Source organism: Nostoc sp. (assembly GCF_036917515.1).
GTDB lineage: Bacteria > Cyanobacteriota > Cyanobacteriia > Cyanobacteriales > Nostocaceae > Nostoc.
Genome location: NZ_JBALDE010000282.1, coordinates 14,302 through 31,746 on the forward strand (window position 1 = coordinate 14,302; position 17,445 = coordinate 31,746).

The 17,445-nt window shown below is 41.5% G+C and carries 13 protein-coding genes; 4 read left to right on the forward strand and 9 right to left on the reverse strand.

Annotated features, from left to right (window positions below):
• Positions 1 to 154: 154 nt before the first annotated feature.
• The 6 genes from cpcA to V7K89_RS35630 all read right to left on the reverse strand — a co-directional run bounded on the left by cpcA (position 155) and on the right by V7K89_RS35630 (position 7,506).
• A complete protein-coding gene (gene cpcA, locus V7K89_RS35605; RefSeq protein WP_335195582.1) occupies positions 155 to 646 on the reverse strand; it encodes a phycocyanin subunit alpha in 492 nt (163 codons plus the stop codon).
• Between the two features lie 91 nt (positions 647 to 737).
• On the reverse strand, positions 738 to 1,259 hold the full coding sequence (locus tag V7K89_RS35610; protein ID WP_229495790.1) for a phycocyanin subunit beta: 522 nt from the start codon (positions 1,257 to 1,259) through the stop codon (positions 738 to 740).
• 410 nt (positions 1,260 to 1,669) lie between these two features.
• Entirely contained in the window at positions 1,670 to 2,485 is an 816-nt protein-coding gene (locus tag V7K89_RS35615; RefSeq protein WP_335195583.1) for an alpha/beta fold hydrolase, read from the reverse strand.
• 172 nt (positions 2,486 to 2,657) lie between these two features.
• Positions 2,658 to 3,677, reverse strand: coding sequence for an adenosyl-hopene transferase HpnH (hpnH, locus tag V7K89_RS35620; protein WP_335195584.1), 1,020 nt, complete (start codon positions 3,675 to 3,677; stop codon positions 2,658 to 2,660).
• Positions 3,678 to 3,736: 59 nt separating this feature from the next.
• Positions 3,737 to 4,765, reverse strand: coding sequence for a hopanoid-associated sugar epimerase (gene hpnA, locus V7K89_RS35625; protein ID WP_335195585.1), 1,029 nt, complete (start codon positions 4,763 to 4,765; stop codon positions 3,737 to 3,739).
• The gene (locus V7K89_RS35630) at positions 4,765 to 7,506 is read right to left on the reverse strand and encodes an efflux RND transporter permease subunit (protein WP_335195586.1); all 2,742 of its coding nucleotides are present in this window, start codon (positions 7,504 to 7,506) and stop codon (positions 4,765 to 4,767) included. The genes hpnA and V7K89_RS35630 overlap by 1 nt, the downstream gene beginning before the upstream one ends.
• Here V7K89_RS35630 and V7K89_RS35635 point away from each other — a divergent pair.
• The 3 genes from V7K89_RS35635 to V7K89_RS35645 all read left to right on the forward strand — a co-directional run bounded on the left by V7K89_RS35635 (position 7,476) and on the right by V7K89_RS35645 (position 10,975).
• Positions 7,476 to 7,667: a hypothetical protein gene (locus tag V7K89_RS35635; RefSeq protein WP_335195595.1), complete on the forward strand. Its 192-nt coding sequence runs from the start codon at positions 7,476 to 7,478 to the stop codon at positions 7,665 to 7,667. The two genes, V7K89_RS35630 and V7K89_RS35635, sit on opposite strands and share 31 nt — an antisense overlap.
• Positions 7,668 to 8,114: 447 nt before the next feature.
• Complete coding sequence (locus V7K89_RS35640) at positions 8,115 to 8,792, forward strand: 5'-methylthioadenosine/S-adenosylhomocysteine nucleosidase family protein (RefSeq protein WP_335195587.1); 678 nt, start codon at positions 8,115 to 8,117, stop codon at positions 8,790 to 8,792.
• Between the two features lie 470 nt (positions 8,793 to 9,262).
• On the forward strand, positions 9,263 to 10,975 hold the full coding sequence (locus tag V7K89_RS35645; RefSeq protein ID WP_335195588.1) for a putative bifunctional diguanylate cyclase/phosphodiesterase: 1,713 nt from the start codon (positions 9,263 to 9,265) through the stop codon (positions 10,973 to 10,975).
• A gap of 352 nt (positions 10,976 to 11,327) precedes the next feature.
• On the opposite strand, the gene V7K89_RS35650 is transcribed toward V7K89_RS35645, so the two are convergent.
• Positions 11,328 to 11,990, reverse strand: coding sequence for a LuxR C-terminal-related transcriptional regulator (locus V7K89_RS35650; RefSeq protein ID WP_335195589.1), 663 nt, complete (start codon positions 11,988 to 11,990; stop codon positions 11,328 to 11,330).
• 298 nt (positions 11,991 to 12,288) lie between these two features.
• Here V7K89_RS35650 and V7K89_RS35655 point away from each other — a divergent pair, with 298 nt between their 5' ends.
• Positions 12,289 to 13,413: a site-2 protease family protein gene (locus V7K89_RS35655; protein WP_335195591.1), complete on the forward strand. Its 1,125-nt coding sequence runs from the start codon at positions 12,289 to 12,291 to the stop codon at positions 13,411 to 13,413.
• Positions 13,414 to 13,672: 259 nt separating this feature from the next.
• Here the strand turns inward: V7K89_RS35655 and V7K89_RS35660 are convergent, their stop codons facing one another.
• Positions 13,673 to 14,422 carry a choice-of-anchor K domain-containing protein gene (locus V7K89_RS35660; RefSeq protein WP_335195592.1) on the reverse strand — a complete coding sequence of 250 codons (750 nt, stop codon included), beginning with the start codon at positions 14,420 to 14,422 and terminating at the stop codon, positions 13,673 to 13,675.
• A gap of 439 nt (positions 14,423 to 14,861) precedes the next feature.
• Entirely contained in the window at positions 14,862 to 17,075 is a 2,214-nt protein-coding gene (locus V7K89_RS35665) for a tetratricopeptide repeat protein (protein ID WP_335195593.1), read from the reverse strand.
• Positions 17,076 to 17,445 lie beyond the last annotated feature (370 nt).

Genomic DNA, 17,445 nt, shown 5'->3' on the forward strand with positions numbered 1-17,445 from the left:
TCATCCCTGTTCTAAAGCAAAAAATATAGAACTACGTTCCTCTTTCTCCAGGGTTTTCAGCTAGCTTTTCTTAAAAAACTGCCCGGAGAGGTAAACAACTCATAGAACTTACTTGTCATAAGAGCTGATTTCCTCTCCGGGCTAAAGAAACACTCTAGCTTAGAGTATTGATTACATAGTCGATGTAGGAATTTGCTTCAACACCTGGATCGCCGCTTAAACCGTGGTTAGCTTTGATGTACTTGAGAGCTTCAATGTACCAGCTAGGAGACAGTTCAAAAGTGCGGTTGATTTCAGCCAAGCCAGAAATCAAGAAATCATCCAAGGGACCTGTTCCACCAACAACTAATGCGTATGTGATAATCCGCAAGTAGTAGCCGATATCACGTACACACTTGCTTTTGCCGCGTGAATCAGCCGCGAAGTTAGGGCCTTGTTGTTGAGTGGTGTAAGGGTACTTGTTATACACCGCTTGAGCTGCACCTTCAGTCAAGCGTTGAGCATTGCCGCTCAATGCTTTTGCTGCTTGTAAGCTAGCTGGCGCTTGGCGGAAGCGACCAAAAGCAACTTGAATTTCAGTGCTGCTGAGATAGCGACCTTGAGAATCAGCCGAGGCAATTGCTTCAGTTAGAGGTGTTTTTGACATTTTGCTATTTCCCTTTCACAAACTTTATGGTTGAAATTTTGTTTTGTCCTATGGACAGACAATTATTCAGTCAACATCAGCAATGCTTGGCTTAAGCCACAGCAGCAGCAGCACGATCGAAATAGCTAGCTATTTCAGATGACAGAGCGCTGCAATCTCCTCTGGTGATGTTATTTGGATCGTTGACAATAGCCAGCGAAGCTTGTTTTAGCTTTTGAATACCAACAGCAACTGATGCTCCTGGAGTTCCCAATGCTAAATAGGTTTCCCGTAATCCATTGAGAGCACGGTCATCTAGTACACTGGAATCGCCAGCAAAGATAGCGTAGGTGATATAGCGAAGAATGATGTCTAAGTCTCTGATGCAAGCAGCTGCACGACGGCTGGTGTAAGCATTACCACCAGGAGTGATCAATTGGGGTTGTTCTGCCCACAAATCACGAGCCGCAGCAGCAACGAGAGCAGATGCATTGCTGGTAATCCGGTTAACGGCATCTGTACGCTTGTTACCATCTTTGACTAGTTCGCTCAATGCATCCAATTGTGCATCGGAAAGATATTCGCCGCGTGTATCAGCTTGGGAAACTACTTTGGCAAATGCATCTAAAACCATTGCGTTAAATCTCCTAATTTCCTTGGTTAAGAATAATTGAACTCAAAACTGAATGGTTCAGTCGATTTTTGATGTCAGCACTGCCTGACGAGTTACGAAAGGTTTAAAACAGACACCCAAGAAATAAGTTTACGATCTCCAGGCTTTCAGATTAAAACTTTTGTTAAAAAACTTCAAACTTCCATGAATGACTGGAAAACCTGATTAAGATGTTGTTTTTTACTTCCAAGTTCTCTTTATACAATGCTGTCGTATCATTATTTATTACAAATTATTGTTATGTTTGTGAAATTTATTTACATAACTTAATAATTTTTATGTATCTATTTAGTTTTCCAGCCAAGCGCTGCTCCGTGGAGGGCAACAGGTATAGCAGTTACTGTCACTTTGTAGTTATGTCCCATGTAAAATTACTCGAATTTATTTTGGAGATAGGCATTAATGCGCTTGAATGCTTGGGGATCTTGGTAAAGAAAGCCATGACCGCCCTTAAAGAACTCTAAGTACGAACCTGATATCTGTTTGTGTATCGCCTCAAGATTAGCAGGAGGAGATATGCCATCGTGATGACCGCCGCAGATATAGACAGGAATATGCAGTTGAGAAAGTCGATTATATGTATCGTGAGCAGCACGGGCCTCAAGCAGGCGACGACGACCAACTTCATGACTTGGTTCGTCTGTACCCTTTTGAGAAACTGCTAGTGTCAGCTTTATTAATTCCTGAAATTGTGTAGTTCGACTAGAGAGCCAAGCTTCCTCTTGCCAACGGGTATCAGCAATTGTGATTTGCCGATGAGCTAGTTCTTCACTAGGAAGGTTGACGAGTTCATGTAGTGGATACGAAGATCCGCCAGCACCCCCACTGCTAGTACAAGCCAAAACAAGACGTTCAACGCGGTGCGGATAACGCAGTGCCAACTCTTGGGCTACCATACCCCCAAAGGAAATTCCGATGACATGAGTGCTCTCCCACCCGACTGCATTTAACAAAGAGTCCGCATCGGCGGCGTAATCTGCTATGGTGTAAGGAATATCAGGTTTTGAAGTTTGACCCAGACCACGCTGATCGTATGCTAGGATTTCAAAGTGTGGGGCTAGCGGTGAGTCAAAAATAGTCGGCGATCGCTGCAAGTCTCCTCCAGTTCCATTAATAATCAGCAGGCGTTGACCAGAGCCACGAATCTCATAATACATTTGCAGATCACGAGCAGATACAAATGGCATGAGTATTTTCCCTTATTATTTTCGGCGAATTTGGTTGAGGGAGCGATCGCAATATCTCTAAATAAGCATCCTCCTTTAACTATCGTATGTTATTAAGCATATTCCAGTGCAATCAGAATCCTTAAAGGGTGCGTAGGCATCGCACCCTTTAATATGTAGCATTTACTACTTTCTAATTCTTACCAAACACACTGCTAAGGGCACGCGCCATATTTTGTGGTTGCATTGCATCCATTGCGGCGGTGGGTTCGTAGCCGCAGTGAACCATACAATCGGCACACTTGGGATTACCACTCTTCTGGCCGTATTGACTCCAGTCAGTTTGTGCAAGTAATTCTTTGAAGGTAGAGTAATAACCTTCGTTCAGCAGATAGCAAGGTTTTTGCCAACCGAGAACGCTATAACTAGGGCTACCCCAAGGTGTGCATTCGTAGTCCTTCTCACCTGTAAGAAAATCTAGGAACAACGGATTGTGATTGAAGTTCCAGTTTTTTGCACCACTTTTGTATGGAGCCAGAATTTCTCGGAAGAGGGCGCGAGTTTGTTCGCGGTGGAGAAAATGATCTTGATCTGGTGCCCACTCGTAACTGTAGCCGGGAGAAATCATCATCCCGTCAGTATTTAGTGTTTCCAGAAAGTTGAAGAACTCTTGCACATCTTTAGGTTCAGTACCTTCAAAGATAGTGGTGTTAGTGGTGACACGAAAGCCTTTAGCTTTAGCGGCACGAATGGCTTTGACAGCAATATCAAAAACACCTTGGCGATCAACGCAGCGATCGTGTAATTCCCGCATTCCATCTAAATGCACGCTGAAAGTCAGGTAAGGGGAAGGTTGAAACTTATCAAGGCTCTTTTCTAACAACAAACCATTGGTACACAAGTAAATATATTTCTTGCGCTCAATTAATCCTTGGACAATCTGATTAATCTGGGGATGCAGCAGGGGTTCTCCTCCAGGAATGGAGACAACTGGTGCACCGCACTCTTCCACGGCAGCAAAACACTCTTCTGGAGTGAGATTTTGCTTTAATATTTCCTTTGGATGTTGAATTTTACCACAACCATTACAAGCGAGATTACACCGAAAAAGAGGTTCCAACATCAATACTAAGGGGAAGCGTTTACGTCCTTTCAAACGCTGAGTAACAAGATACTTCCCAATATCTATAGCTTGTTGTAGATTAACTGCCATTGTTGCGATCGCTCCTCTTTTAAAGATAAATACACCACTTTCTCAACCCCAAGATTTATCTATGGGGTCTTAAATTTTGACTTTTGACTTTTGACTTCCCCAAAGGGGCTGACATATCCCTGAGCAACAAACCAATCCACAGCATCTTTGAGTGCGACCTTTAGCGAAGATTGGGGTAGACCCAATTCTCGTACAGCCTTGGCAGCATTGTAATACATCGGTTGTTTTGCCATCCGAACGCCATCCAATGGCACTGAGGGCGATTTCCCTAATGGTGCGAGAATCTTTTCATCAACCCAGGCAACACTCAGGGGTAGCCAAGCGGGTACTCTTTGTTGGGGGGCCCTCAGACCTGTGATATCGGCGAGTTGTTCGAGTAGTTCTTTGAGACTGAGATTTTGATGACCTAAGATATAGCGATCGCCTGATTTACCCTGCTGCAAAGCCAGTAAATGCCCCCACGCCACATCTCGCACATCGATAAAATTTAGACCAGTATCCAAGTAAAAAGGCATTTGCCGTCGTAAAAACCGCAGTATTATATCACCCGTCGGGGTAGGTTTGATATCCAACGAGCCAATGGGACTGGTGGGATTGACTATAACTACCTCCTGAGCTTTAGCAGCAGCTTGTATAGCTTCTTGTTCAGCCAAAAACTTAGACTTTTTGTAGTTACCTACCAACTTTTCTAAGGGACTCTGATGTGTTTCATCTATAACTTCCTCTGACGATCCTACTCCAATCGCTGCCACTGAACTGGTGTAGACGGTGCGCTCAATGTTAGCTTTGCGAGCTGCTGCTAACACATTGCGTGTACCCAGGACATTGTAACGATGAAGTAATTCTCGGTCTGTTTGCCAGAGGGAATAATGAGCTGCGACATGAAATAGGTATTGACAACCTTCCATCTGTTGCCAAAGATTAGGATTGTTCAAATCGCCTTTGACAATTTCCACCTCTAAACCGCGTAAATTCTCTAAATTGCTGCTATGGCGTACCAGCACTTTGACTGCATATCCCTGTTGCAGCAACAACCGTACCAAATGGGCACCAATAAAACCCGTACCCCCCGTAACAAAAACCTGCATTAACTTCCCCCCTGCTCGCCTACTCGCCTGCTCCCCCTCTTTTCAAATCGGGGAAACCAATCATCCAAAATGGTGTAGACTACTGGCACAACAATCAAACTGAGGATAGTTGAAGTTACTAGTCCACCTGCGATCGCTACAGCCATAGGCGATCGCAATTCTGAACCAGCACCCAAACCTAAAGCGATCGGTAGCATCCCTAAAATAGTGGAAGCTGTGGTCATCATAATTGGTCTGAGGCGCACTAGTCCGGTATTAAGGATCGCCTCGGTGCGCTCTAAGCCAGTGTTACGTAACTGATTGATGTAATCTACAAGCAAAATTGCATTTTTATTTGCCAGCCCCAGCAAAAAGACGAAACCGATCAGTGAGATCATGCCAAAGTCGCTCTTGGTAATTAGTAGCGCCAACATCGCCCCCACTATTGCTAAAGGCAAAGAGACACCAATAACTAGAGGGTCTACCCAGCTTTTAAATAGTAAAATTAGTACTACAACAATACATAGGGCAGATAAAGCTAAAGTACTGCCGAAACTGCTAAAAACCTTATTTTGGTTAGCAGAGTCTCCCCCTAAATTTAAAGAAACATTAGACGGTAACACCGCGTTTGCTTCAGCTACCACTTTGTCGGTGGCATCACCCAAAGACAGATCCTTGCCAAGATTAGCACTGATGTAGGCTACGCGCTGATTATTCAGACGCTCGATCTGAAAAATTGTGCCCTGTGGATTCGTTTCACCTGTAACTGTAACATCAGCGAATCCCGGTAGCCTTTGAATCCTTTCTTTAATTGCTTTGACTGCTTTGCTCAAAGCTTGGAGATTATCACCTTGCAATGCTATTTGCAGGGGTTTTTGACCGCCGGAATCGACAAATTGAATATCTTCAACACTAGTAGTTACCCCAGAAAGAGTAGGCAATGAAGAGCGCAATTGGTCTTGTAATTCCGCAGTTGTGATTGTGCGGTTTTTCTTTAACTTTATATATAGTGTCCCTTTATTTGGTTCACCTTCACGAGAACCAACAGTGGTAAATACCGTTTCAACTGGCGGTGATTTTCTGACTACATTTTCTAATTTCTTTGCAACCTCAAGAGAATCGTTCAAGGGATTAAGAATTGGAGACGGGAGACTGAGATTTCTCCCCTGCTCCCCTGCTCCCTTTCCCCCCCTATCCCCAGAGGGGGCCCCGAGTCTCCCCTGCCCTTCTGCTCCACCAGGAATACTCTGCAAAGGAGCTGTATAAACAATATTAAATTCGCCGCGATCAAGTTTGGGAATAAACCCTTTAGGAATTAGTGGAATCAGTGCTATTCCTGCAATGAAACTGAGTGCAGCTAACCCGATAACTATCTTCCGGTGATTTAAAGACCAACTCAGTAAGTTTCTGTAAGATTGGGTAAACGCTACCCAGATTTTTGCTTCCCGACGCGGGGAAAGGGATGATTTAGGTTTCAACCAGTGGATAGCTAGAACTGGAGATAAAGTCCGAGCAACTAGCATAGAAGCAAGCATCGCTGCGGATACAGTGATGCCAAAAGGCTTGAAGAACTGACCTATCACACCACCCATCAAACCTATGGGTAGAAAAACTGCTACTGCTGTTAAAGTGGCGGCGGTAACTGTCAACCCAATCTCATTTGTAGCTAAAAGCGCTGCTTGGCGAGGAGTTTCCCCATCTTCAACGTGTCGCATGATGTTTTCCACATCGACGATCGCATCATCAACAATGCTACCAATCACCAAAGCTAAAGCCAGCAGGGTGATCGTTTCCAGGTTGAAGCCGAAAATCGCCATGACGATAAATGTCGCCAACAAAGACGTGGGAATCGCCAAGGCAGAAATGAGAGTTGCCCGCCAATTCCACAAAAAAGGAAAAATTACTACTATCGATAATAAGACTGCTTCCAGCAAAGCATCAATTGTTGACTGGGTAGCTTGGCGGATATATTCTGCTTGAGTCGCAGCTAAAGTGAGGTTAACATCTTTGAGGGTAGAGCGTAGCCTTTGAACTTCTTTCTCAACTCGACTCACTACTTCCAAAGTATTAGCACTACCGCGTTTGATTACCTGAAATGCAAGTGCATCTTCACCGTTAAATCTGACTAATGTCGCCCCACCTTGGGGAACCGTTGCACTCGCATTCACTGGATTTACCGGAGAAGTTGCCGTAGCAGCGCCTAGTAGTGAGACTTTTAATACTCCTGGTAATTTAGTGATCGCATTGACAATTTCATCTTGCGCTAACTTCGTCAAATCTTTGAGATTCCGCGTGGGACTCTCGATGGCATAACTAATGGCGGCTGACTCGTTTAGATTCAGAGGAATAATTTTAGAAGTCGCTCCTTGAGGTAGATTCAACTGCTTCAAAGCAGTTTCAACTTTTTTGGTCGATGTTTCTAAATTCGTCCCAACGGCAAAAGAGAGGCTAACGGCTGTTTGACTAGGATAGGTGGATGAGCGGATAATCTCCAGTCCTTCAAGGGAGCGGAGGCGTTCTTCTAGAGGTTTGGTGAGCTTCGCTTCTGTATCCAGAGCCGTTCTTAGGGGAACTGTAGCATTTACAACCACTACTGGAAAAGTAATATCTGGAAACAAGGCATATTTAAGGGAACTGAAAGCCAGAACACCAGCTACAGTTACAGCAATCCAAAAACTCACCGTCAGCCACGAAAATTGAATCGCCAATTTGGAAATATTGAAGAGTTCTCGTGCGGATTTGGAGTTATGAAGCTTTACCATCTTGGAAAATTATCGTGTGGGTGACACAATTGTTTAGTCATGCTACAGCAATCATCTTCGATTTGCGAATTTTGGTTACTACTAAACAGCAATATTACTTATTGTTACTCAGATATGACGCAATCTTGAATGCAAAAGGAAACTTCAAAGATCAAACTTGATTCTGTTGAACATAAGGAATTATTCTGCTAGGGCTTTATGGAAAGCTATAGGGAATAAATAATCAATTCAAAATTCAAAATTCAATTCAGCCAGCCACAAGGGTGGGTTTCTACCTACCGAGTGAGATAAGGATTCTTTCACGCCACTTGCGGGCGAGGTTTTAAATCTAACTTTTTTCGTCAAAGCTTGAGAATCTCCCATAGACAGATTTGGACATATAGCCTTAAGTTTCCTACACAGTATCCCCTTTTAAAAGAAAGCTTTGGATACACGACAAGCCAAAGCAGTAGTTAGTGGTTACGCAGCAATAGCGAGCAATCCTATTTGACAAGCGGCGTAGGCGTAGCCCGTCGGAGACATCGCTCTCTAAGGTAAAGAAAAATCGCGCCACGCCCGTCTACTCCGGATATTAATTTGACTATTAAAACTTGAAACTATTGAGACTAGTGTCTAATTTTTTACCCATCAACACAATTCTGGTGCCTCAGGGAGCAGAATATAAAGCTGTGTGTCGCGGATTAAGCGGCGTTACCACCTCCATCCCAACAGTAGTAGCTATACCTGTTGGGATGAAGCCTTTACTCAAATACCTGCAACAAAGAGAATTTCTGACTCCAAAATCCAGAGTGCTGATTATGGGTATATGTGGCAGCTTGAGCGATCGCTACACAGTTGGTGATATTGTGCTGTATCAAGATTGTGTTTATCAAGGGAAACAGCAAGAATGCGATCGCACTTTTACAGCACAATTGTACTCTTACTTATCAGAAAAAGCATCTTTGGTCAAGTCCCTGACAAGCGATCACGTAATTTGGTCTGCGCCGGAAAAACACCGTTTAGGTGAGACTTTAACGGCTGATGTTGTTGATATGGAAGGATTTACCGCTTTAGAATTTTTTAATGCGGTTGGGGTGTCTGTGGCAATGCTGCGAGTAGTCAGCGACGATTGTCAGCATAATATCCCCGATCTCACACCGGCAATTAACCCTGATGGCTCTCTAAACCCGTTTCTGTTAGCGATCGTCATGCTTCGACAACCACTCGCCGCTACTCGGTTGATTCGAGGTTCATTAACAGCATTAAAGGTATTAGAGCAAGTTACACATCTACTTTTTTCAGGCTAAGTCTTTTACAAAAAATAGCAATCTTAAATCATTCGTGAAAATCTATTTTTATTCTCTTTGCATTATTTTCGTCTCTACCGTTAGTTATAAAAATTACTTTTTAACAATAAAATCAGAATATTAGACAACAGATTATTAAGGAAAGTGAGTTACACAACGATTCGTCTGTTATCCAGATATAAAGCGTGTTTTACTCCTGAATTATGCTGTATATTTTTTGCTTTTATATCAGTTGAAGACAAACTAATAATAATCAACTTCATTTAGGTATTTATTGTGTAATTGCTTAGAGATCAGCTTTACAGAAACTTTATCGTTATACATATCAAATAGAAACCCATATTGGGAAGCATAATATATGACCTGATCAGGGTTGGGTTCCATGAAAGCTAATTGCACCGAATTGTAAATCAAAAATACCTTTTTACCAGAATAGCTCGGAACTAATTTACCAACATCGAACAGAATTTATGAAGCTCAATGACAAGCTCTATCTATACTCGTTTCTAGCTAGTTTTCCATTGCTCAAAAAAAGTTACACCGCTAAAATCATGTTGGTGGCATTTTTGGGTACTCACATACCACTTTTTAGCTTACTCTTGAGTTTCGGCATCTCAAACTTCTATTCCTTGGAGATGGCGATTCGAGTTATGCTTATTGCTCTGTTGGCTACCTTAGCGGGTACAGCCGTCACCCTCTACACACTACACCATCTCCTCAAACCGATTATTTTGACATCTGCGGTATTACAAAATTATTTAAACACCAAAACCCTACCTGAATTGCCCACAGAATTTATTGATGAAGCTGGTACATTGATGACAGATACCTCACAAACTCTTCACAAATTAGATAAGTTAATTCACTACATCAGTAATTATGACGATCTAACTGGATTGCCCAATCATGATTTATTCTGCGATCGCCTCTATCTAACTTTATCTCAACCTGAAAATAACCAGCGCTTTGTAGCCCTATTTTTACTGGGTATTGATGATTTCACTGCTATGAGTCATGGGTTGGAGCATCAAACAATAAATTTGTTGTTAAGAGCAGTTGCTCAGAGGTTATCACACTGCATGGCACAAACAGATATTCTTGCCCATTTGAGTGAAGATGAATTTGCCATTGCTCACATAGATATTGTTTATTTTGAAAGTGTGATTAAGCTATATCAGATGTTGTTAAGCACCCTGAGCAAACCCTTTTCTATAGAGGGTAACTTGATTCATATCACTGCCAGCATCGGTATCACAATTAATGGAATAAATGAGCGTAATAGTGTCGATCAACTTTTGCAGCAGGCTCATATAGCACTGTATCAAGCGAAGCAACGAGGGCGTAGCAAATACCAATTTTATTCACCGGAAATTAATGCTCAGTTGCAGGAGCGAATGACTTTAGAAAATGAATTATATGGGGCGCTTGAGCGCAATGAACTGCTGGTTTATTATCAACCTCTGGTTGATTTATACAGCGGGCAAATTACAGCTATGGAAGCGTTGGTTCGCTGGCAGCATCCTACATTAGGTTTGGTTTCTCCAGCAAAGTTTATTCCAATTGCAGAAGCTAATGGTTTAATCCTACCAATTGGTGAATGGGTGTTGCGAACTGCTTGTATCCAAAACTGTGCTTGGCAGCTTGCTGGATTTACCCCAATTCGGATATCTGTAAATCTGTCAGCTCGACAGTTTGAACTACCGAATCTGGTTGAAGTCGTCAGTAAAATTCTTGATGAGACTGGACTCCAAGTATCTTACCTGGAATTGGAAGTGACAGAAAGCTTCTTGATGGCTGATATGGAGCGATCAGTTAAAACCTTAAAACAATTACGAGAACTGGGTATATGGTTGGCTCTAGATGACTTCGGTACTGGTTATTCCTCCCTCAACTACTTGAAGCGGTTTCCCGTGAACATGCTCAAGATTGATCGGTCATTTGTACAAGATGTCATATCTAATTCTGATAGTGCCGCCGTCACGAATGCGATTATTGCCTTGGCAAAAAGCCTGCGGTTGAACATCACGGCAGAGGGTGTGGAAACCCAAGAACAGCTTGACTACCTGAAAATGCTGGGATGTAATGAAGGTCAGGGTTACTACTTCAGTTGTCCTGTGCCCGCCGATCTAATTACTCCAATGTTGCAGAAAACCTCTCAGCAGATGCAGAAAATTCTAGCATAAGTAGATGCCTCAGCCAGAAAATACACCCCTGATAACGTTTCACTTGAATTTTGCTAGAAATGGTTATCAGGGGGCAGCTTAAGGAGGCAGTTATGCTGGAGGAATCCCCATAAATAAATTTAGGCTTCCGCCGTGAGCGTCAGGCGAACGGGAATTTAACAAGGACGCTGTATTTATTGCATCTACTTAATAAAATACATATTTTTTGTTTTTCATAAATAAATTTAGTTGCTCTGAGACGATTTTGCCTCGAGAAAAATTATTTTCTCAAACCTCCTGCCTCCTATCTCCTAACTTTCTTCAATAACATAAGCAGAGAAATCCAGGATTAATGAAGCCAATAAAAGGTCATTTATTTTGAAACTGTGGAAAGCTTTGCAACCATGTGAGCACGAGATGAAACCTCAAGCTTGCGAAACATCCTTTTTAAGGCTTGCTTGACAGAGTTTTCAGTAATCCAAAGTTCAGCACTAATTTCTGCATTGGTTTGTCCTTGAGCCACCAAGGAAGCAATTTGCATTTCACGAGGCGTTAAACGGTCTGTCTGTAATAATGGTTGTTGCAATTGCGCCATTGCCACCCAAGTAGAAATGTGCAGACAAAGCGCACTCAAATCTGTAAGATTTTGTGAATCAAATGCAGGCATTCCTTGCTGACGCGTCAAACCTACCACACCCACTAACTCACCATTGCTGACAATTGGCCCTGCCATAACGTGCCAGTGATCGGTACGAGGACAAATCAATTTCCATGTTTTCGGTTCTACTACCAAAGCTTCATGAACAGGGGCATGGCGTTCTAGCAAGTAGCGTGCAACTGGATTGTGTTGAGGTGATAAGGCAATTTGCAGTGCTTTTTGAATTTTACTGTCAACTAAAGAAATTTGGGCAAAGAAAAACAACCCACATCGTGTAGCTGAAAAATACTCACTCATTTGAGCGGATATGTGCGATCGCAAAGTCTGTTCATCTTGAGCTTGAGCAATTCCATGAATTAGAGCTTGTAAGGCAACCATGATTTGCAAAGTGTACTCGTTCGAGGTCTAGGCGCAGTATCGCAACCAGACCTATCTTAGCTTTAGTCACACCAAGTCAAATCTTTTGTTTGGTTTTTGGAATTACTCAGATGACTGTAAATTCTGGCATTAATGACACACAGATATCTGGGCGCTGGATTCAAATCAGTTAACCACACCTTTACAGACGGACACCACTACCGCCATCAAGATTAAAATCTCTTAACTTTTCGTTACAATAAAAACATCGAGAAGGATGAAAGCAAACCTCTCGAAGCTGAAATCAAAGGTGAGCGACATGAATGGCACAATTCGCGTTGGTAATCTCTTCGGAATTCCCTTCTATATCCATCCGTCATGGTTTTTAGTTCTGGGTTTAGTAACTTGGAGCTATAGCAGTGGACTGGCGGCGCAATTTCCCCAATTGTCTGCAGGATTAGCTTTGGTACTAGGATTGATGACAGCGCTAATGTTATTTGCCTCTGTCGTCGCCCATGAATTAGGCCACAGTTTCGTTGCGATTCGTCAGGGAATTAATGTCAAATCCATTACGCTGTTTATATTTGGCGGTTTAGCAAGCTTAGAAAAAGAATCGAAAACCCCAGGTGAAGCTTTTTGGGTAGCGATCGCCGGGCCTATAGTAAGCTTACTACTATGCGGTATAGCTACAACTATTGGTGTTACTACTGCTGCATCAGGGCCGTTAGCTGCAATTGTTGGCGTTCTAGCTTCTGTTAATTTAGCATTAGCCCTATTTAACCTGATTCCAGGCTTGCCCTTAGATGGAGGTAATATACTGAAATCAATTGTTTGGAAAATTACAGGCAATCCTTATAAAGGTGTAACTTTTGCAAGTCGAGTTGGACAAATCTTTGGTTGGGTAGCAATTCTTTCTGGTGTACTTCCCTTACTATTATTTGGTAACTCCGGTAACTTCTGGAATTTGTTAATTGGCTTCTTTTTATTGCAAAATGCTGGTAATTCGGCTCAATTTGCCAGAGTGCAAGAAAAACTCACAGGTTTGACAGCCGAAGATGCTGTAACTCATGACAGCCCGATTGTATCTGCTAATCTTACCTTGAGAGAGTTTGCCGATGAGCGAGTTATAAGTGGACAAAACTGGCATCGGTTCTTAGTGACTGATGATGATGGACAATTAGTAGGTGTGATCGCAGTTGATAATTTAAGAACCATCCCCACAGCACTGTGGTCAGAAACTCAAGTTAAAGAAGTCATGCGACCAATTACGGAATCTACCACAGTCCAATCAGATCAACCTCTGCTGGAAGTCATGCAGTTACTCGAACAACAAAAACTATCTGTGCTTCCCGTGATTCGCGAGAATGGCGTTCTAGTTGGAATCTTAGAAAAAGCTGCAATTATTCAGCTACTTCAAAACCGAACCCAACCTAACCCTGCATAAAGACGCAATTCATCGCGTCTATCAAAAAACGCTAAACCCTTGTAGAGATGCGACAAATCGCATCTCTACATTTTTATTACCCAAACTTTTGATTTTTTTGAATTGGTATAAGTTCAAAAATAAAATCGGACTACTATATTAGGACTCCTATTTAATTTGTGAACAAGACTCAGTACCTATCTATCTTCTTCTCTGTTTCCTATTCCCTATTTCTATAAATTATAAATCTGGTGAAAAATAATGTGGAGACATAGCAGTGCTACCTCTCTACAAAGGTTTTGAATAAGTCATATTTATAGGCTCTTAGTATTTTTTTCCAAGAATTTTTACGAGATATCAGGTATATCCCTAGTAAGGATAGACCCGCCAGTGGCGCAGGTTCGGGTGTAGTTTTGATTTTGGCATAAATAGCTGTTGTAATTGTATCTTCTTCAAGAGCCTTAATACTTTTCTGGCGACCATCTGGATTAAAGCCAGTTAACTCAAGGGTATATTTATTACTTCCAAAGGTAAAACTGCGATTACTCAAATTTGTGTCTAAAAATACTAAGTCTGCATTCTTTTCAGGATCTTTTGAATCGTTAGGTGTATTTACTAAACGCAAGTTGAAGTCAAAAACTTGGCTACTTCCCACAGGAGGGCTAAAAGATACATTGAGATTTAAAGGTACAAATCCAACGCTTGAATCAGGGTTTACCTTTCCATTAAAGTAAGTTAAATCAGCTATTTTGAATACAGAGTTAATGTCCGCAGAAAATGAAGTTCCATAAGAGGTTAGTTTATTTGGAAGTCCTAACAACGAATTAGCTTTACCCCAAGTAAATATGTTACTTCCCACACCTGTATATATTGGCTTAGTATCGTTGATTCCTGGAATAGGATTTCCCCATGTAGCACTAGAAATGCCAGAAAAAGTTAGAGCTTGTGCTTGACCAGAGAAAGCAAATCCTGTGGTCGAACTCACAAAAAAACTAGATATAGCAGTAGCCAAAACAAAACTTAGTTTCATAATTTTAGGTCTTAATTATCATTCTGAAGCTTCTTTCAAGTAGATCTTCAGTCTACCTTAGTAAATTTACGCAAAATACGCCAATATCTTATTGTTTTTTGTATAAAAAATTTATATGTATTTCAGAATAATTTAATAAATAATTTATGTTTATGAAGTTAAATTTATGAATTGTTAAAATATTTCATTACTTTGTAATGAGTAAAACAGTAAACCTTTTGCAAAAAGTTCCCTAACACGCCATCCCCAGCAAGAGTGGAGACTTTGACGTAAGTCAAAGGCAAAGTGGGGTTTTTTTTGATTTATGCAAGAAGTCTAGTAATTGCGTAAGTGTAGCTCGTCATAGACATCGCTACCTTGCTTGACTTATCAAGAATTGTCAAGCTGATATCAAGTTACAGTTCTTTGATATTCTCCACACTATGGAGAGGAATAGGATTCATAATTTTGACAAAATCTCTGGCAACAACTGGCTAGGAACTTTAGATAAAGCCAGATTTTGTCCCTGTATCCCTAATTCATTATGAAAAGCACGAATAGTTTTCACCACATAAGCAAAAGTTGTTTGATAAGCCTCTGGTTGTTTAATTAATCCGTTTAAAGCTTGCAAATGGTTATCTAATGCTCTTTCTAAGTGTTGAGAGCGTGTCACTTTGTCGTTATTAAAAGACTTATCTATTACTAGCTGATAATGTGCTAGTCCCAGGTTATTGTGAGAGGCAAGCAAATCAAAACTTAAAGAAGTACCGCTAAGTGAGTCAGCCAAAGCTATGGCTTCTTCGTAAGCACTGATACATAGTTGCAGATACTTTTGCCGTGCCTCTTTAGTAGTCTCAGATAGGTTTGCTAGATGCCAGTAGGCAGTACCCAGATTATTTTGTGTAGCGGCGCAGGCACTAGGAACATTAACTGGAGTGCGATACTTAAGAGCTTTGCTATAAACATCTATGGCTAGCTGGAGATTTTGGGCTGGTTGTTCGTATTGTGCCAGATTCCAACACGCAGTACCAATATTGTTTTGAATCATGCCATACTTCAGCGGTTCCTCTTCAGGGTTGTAGTGTGCAAGTGCTTCATTGTAAGCTGCGATCGCTTTCTTTAAATGCACAATCGGTTGATTGTATTGCCCAAGATGCCAGTAGGCAGTACCCAAATTATTTTGGCAAGCCGCATACTTTAATGAATCCATATCAGCTGTACGGTGGCTGAGTGCTTCACTGTAAGCGAAAATTGCTTGCTGCCAATTTTCAGATGGGTGAGAAAAACGAGCTAAATCACCATAAGCTGTTCCCAAATTATTTTGTACGCGAGCGTAAGTTTCCGAATGTGTCTGGGGCGAAATCATCTTTAACGCCAACTGATAAAATTCTATTGCCTGCTCTATATAAGTTTGTCCCTCTTCAGAATTGGGTGGTGTGCGGTATAGCATCCAGTAGAGTGTACCCAAATCATTCAAAATATCTGGGAGTTGTGGTGAGCTTTCGTCATAGCTAATTGCCTCCTGATAAGCAATAATTGCCACCATCAGATTTTCTAGAGTTGACTCTCCTTGCTCAATGCGAAGACGATATAAAGTACCCAAGCGATGATAAGCCTCTGCCAGTATCTCCTGTGAAACTTGCTTTTCATGTAATTCTTCAATTTCCAACAAAATCTGCTGTGGTTGTAAGGAATCCTCTGGATTTTGAGCAATATTTGTATTTATTGTTGCTATTACTAGCTCTGTTAACTCACTGCTAATATGAGATAAAGACGACAGCGATTGATTATTACTTCCACTACCAGACCGATTTGTAGATTCCTGCTGTTGTGGCGTAGCCTTGAATAAATCCCCTGTGGATGGTGAAACATCTTCAGCTTTGTGTACGCGATTCCCTTCTATTTCTACTGGGAAATCAGAATTCTTCTCAAACTTGAACTCAGTGGCTGCGGTTCTGAGTTCTGCTTGGTTAGCTGATTCATCTAGAATTGACTGCTCAATATTCTCCAAATCTAAGCTTTTAGAACTGGAAAAACGTTCTGGATAGCCCAAATTCTGAGTTGCTGGTGTAGGTTCTCCAGCAAACACAAATACGCCAGTACGACAACGCCAAAACTGTGGTGCTGATTGCTTGATAGCCGATAACCAAGGACGTGGTATCCACAACAGCAAGTTAGATTCTAGGAATCGGCTGGATTTTTGTGTAGAGAAATATTGTTCGCTTAAGCGGAGATAATGCAAAAATAAACGCTGTGTTGCAACTGGTTGCTTTGTGAGATGCTCCACGCCGACAATCTGAAATGCTGGTACTGGAAAAGGTCTTCCAGGAGTATCTTTTGATACCCCAACAATTGGCGGTGGATAATTATTCAGCCATTGATTAATCTGGATTAGGGGATTAGGATCGTTTAAATTCAAACGCAACGTGACTAATCGCGGATAAGCTGGAGTGCTATTTTCTTGAGCATTTGATGATTGATATAACACCTGTCCAACAGGATAAGCCAATGTAGAATGCAAACGGGCTGCTATCTGATTTCTCAAGTATAAATCATCACATATTGCTAAAAGAATTTGTCGTCGTAAGCCAAGACTTAAGACAAGTTTCAGGCGGTGATATACTTGCCGATTCCAAGTAGAATTATTGTTGTGTGCAGTATCATTCACGCTCATAGCGGCTAAAGAGCCAAAACATAGTAGATATCACCTTTCTGGGTGCATTCAAGTGGGTCAAACTTAAGGACTTCCAAGTAAAAAAATATTCAATCGCAGAGGGACAAGGGGACAAGGAGACAAGGGGGACAAGGAAGAAAGAAGTATAGTTGAGTAGACAAATTGAATAATTTATTTTTTGGAGTTCCCTTATAACAAAAATGAATTTTAATAAATAAATGTTGTGCGGCTGTGGATATATTGAGTCTTCAATTATAGTCAAAACAATAAAGTATAATTATAGCAGTCGCCATCTTAGTTAGGACGTAGAATATATAGAGAAGTGATTGATTTCTGCATTCGTATGGCAAACCCTTACAGTTATGATCTA

Bases quoted from the DNA above. Each gene is read 5' to 3' on its own strand.
- cpcA (WP_335195582.1), bottom strand. From the start codon at position 646: ATGTCAAAAACACCTCTAACTGAAGCAATTGCCTCGGCTGATTCTCAA.
- V7K89_RS35610 (WP_229495790.1), bottom strand. From the start codon at position 1,259: ATGGTTTTAGATGCATTTGCCAAAGTAGTTTCCCAAGCTGATACACGC.
- V7K89_RS35615 (WP_335195583.1), bottom strand. From the start codon at position 2,485: ATGCCATTTGTATCTGCTCGTGATCTGCAAATGTATTATGAGATTCGT.
- hpnH (WP_335195584.1), bottom strand. From the start codon at position 3,677: ATGGCAGTTAATCTACAACAAGCTATAGATATTGGGAAGTATCTTGTT.
- hpnA (WP_335195585.1), bottom strand. From the start codon at position 4,765: ATGCAGGTTTTTGTTACGGGGGGTACGGGTTTTATTGGTGCCCATTTG.
- V7K89_RS35630 (WP_335195586.1), bottom strand. From the start codon at position 7,506: ATGGTAAAGCTTCATAACTCCAAATCCGCACGAGAACTCTTCAATATT.
- V7K89_RS35645 (WP_335195588.1), top strand. From the start codon at position 9,263: ATGAAGCTCAATGACAAGCTCTATCTATACTCGTTTCTAGCTAGTTTT.
- V7K89_RS35650 (WP_335195589.1), bottom strand. From the start codon at position 11,990: ATGGTTGCCTTACAAGCTCTAATTCATGGAATTGCTCAAGCTCAAGAT.
- V7K89_RS35655 (WP_335195591.1), top strand. From the start codon at position 12,289: ATGAATGGCACAATTCGCGTTGGTAATCTCTTCGGAATTCCCTTCTAT.
- V7K89_RS35660 (WP_335195592.1), bottom strand. From the start codon at position 14,422: ATGAAACTAAGTTTTGTTTTGGCTACTGCTATATCTAGTTTTTTTGTG.
- V7K89_RS35665 (WP_335195593.1), bottom strand. From the start codon at position 17,075: ATGAGCGTGAATGATACTGCACACAACAATAATTCTACTTGGAATCGG.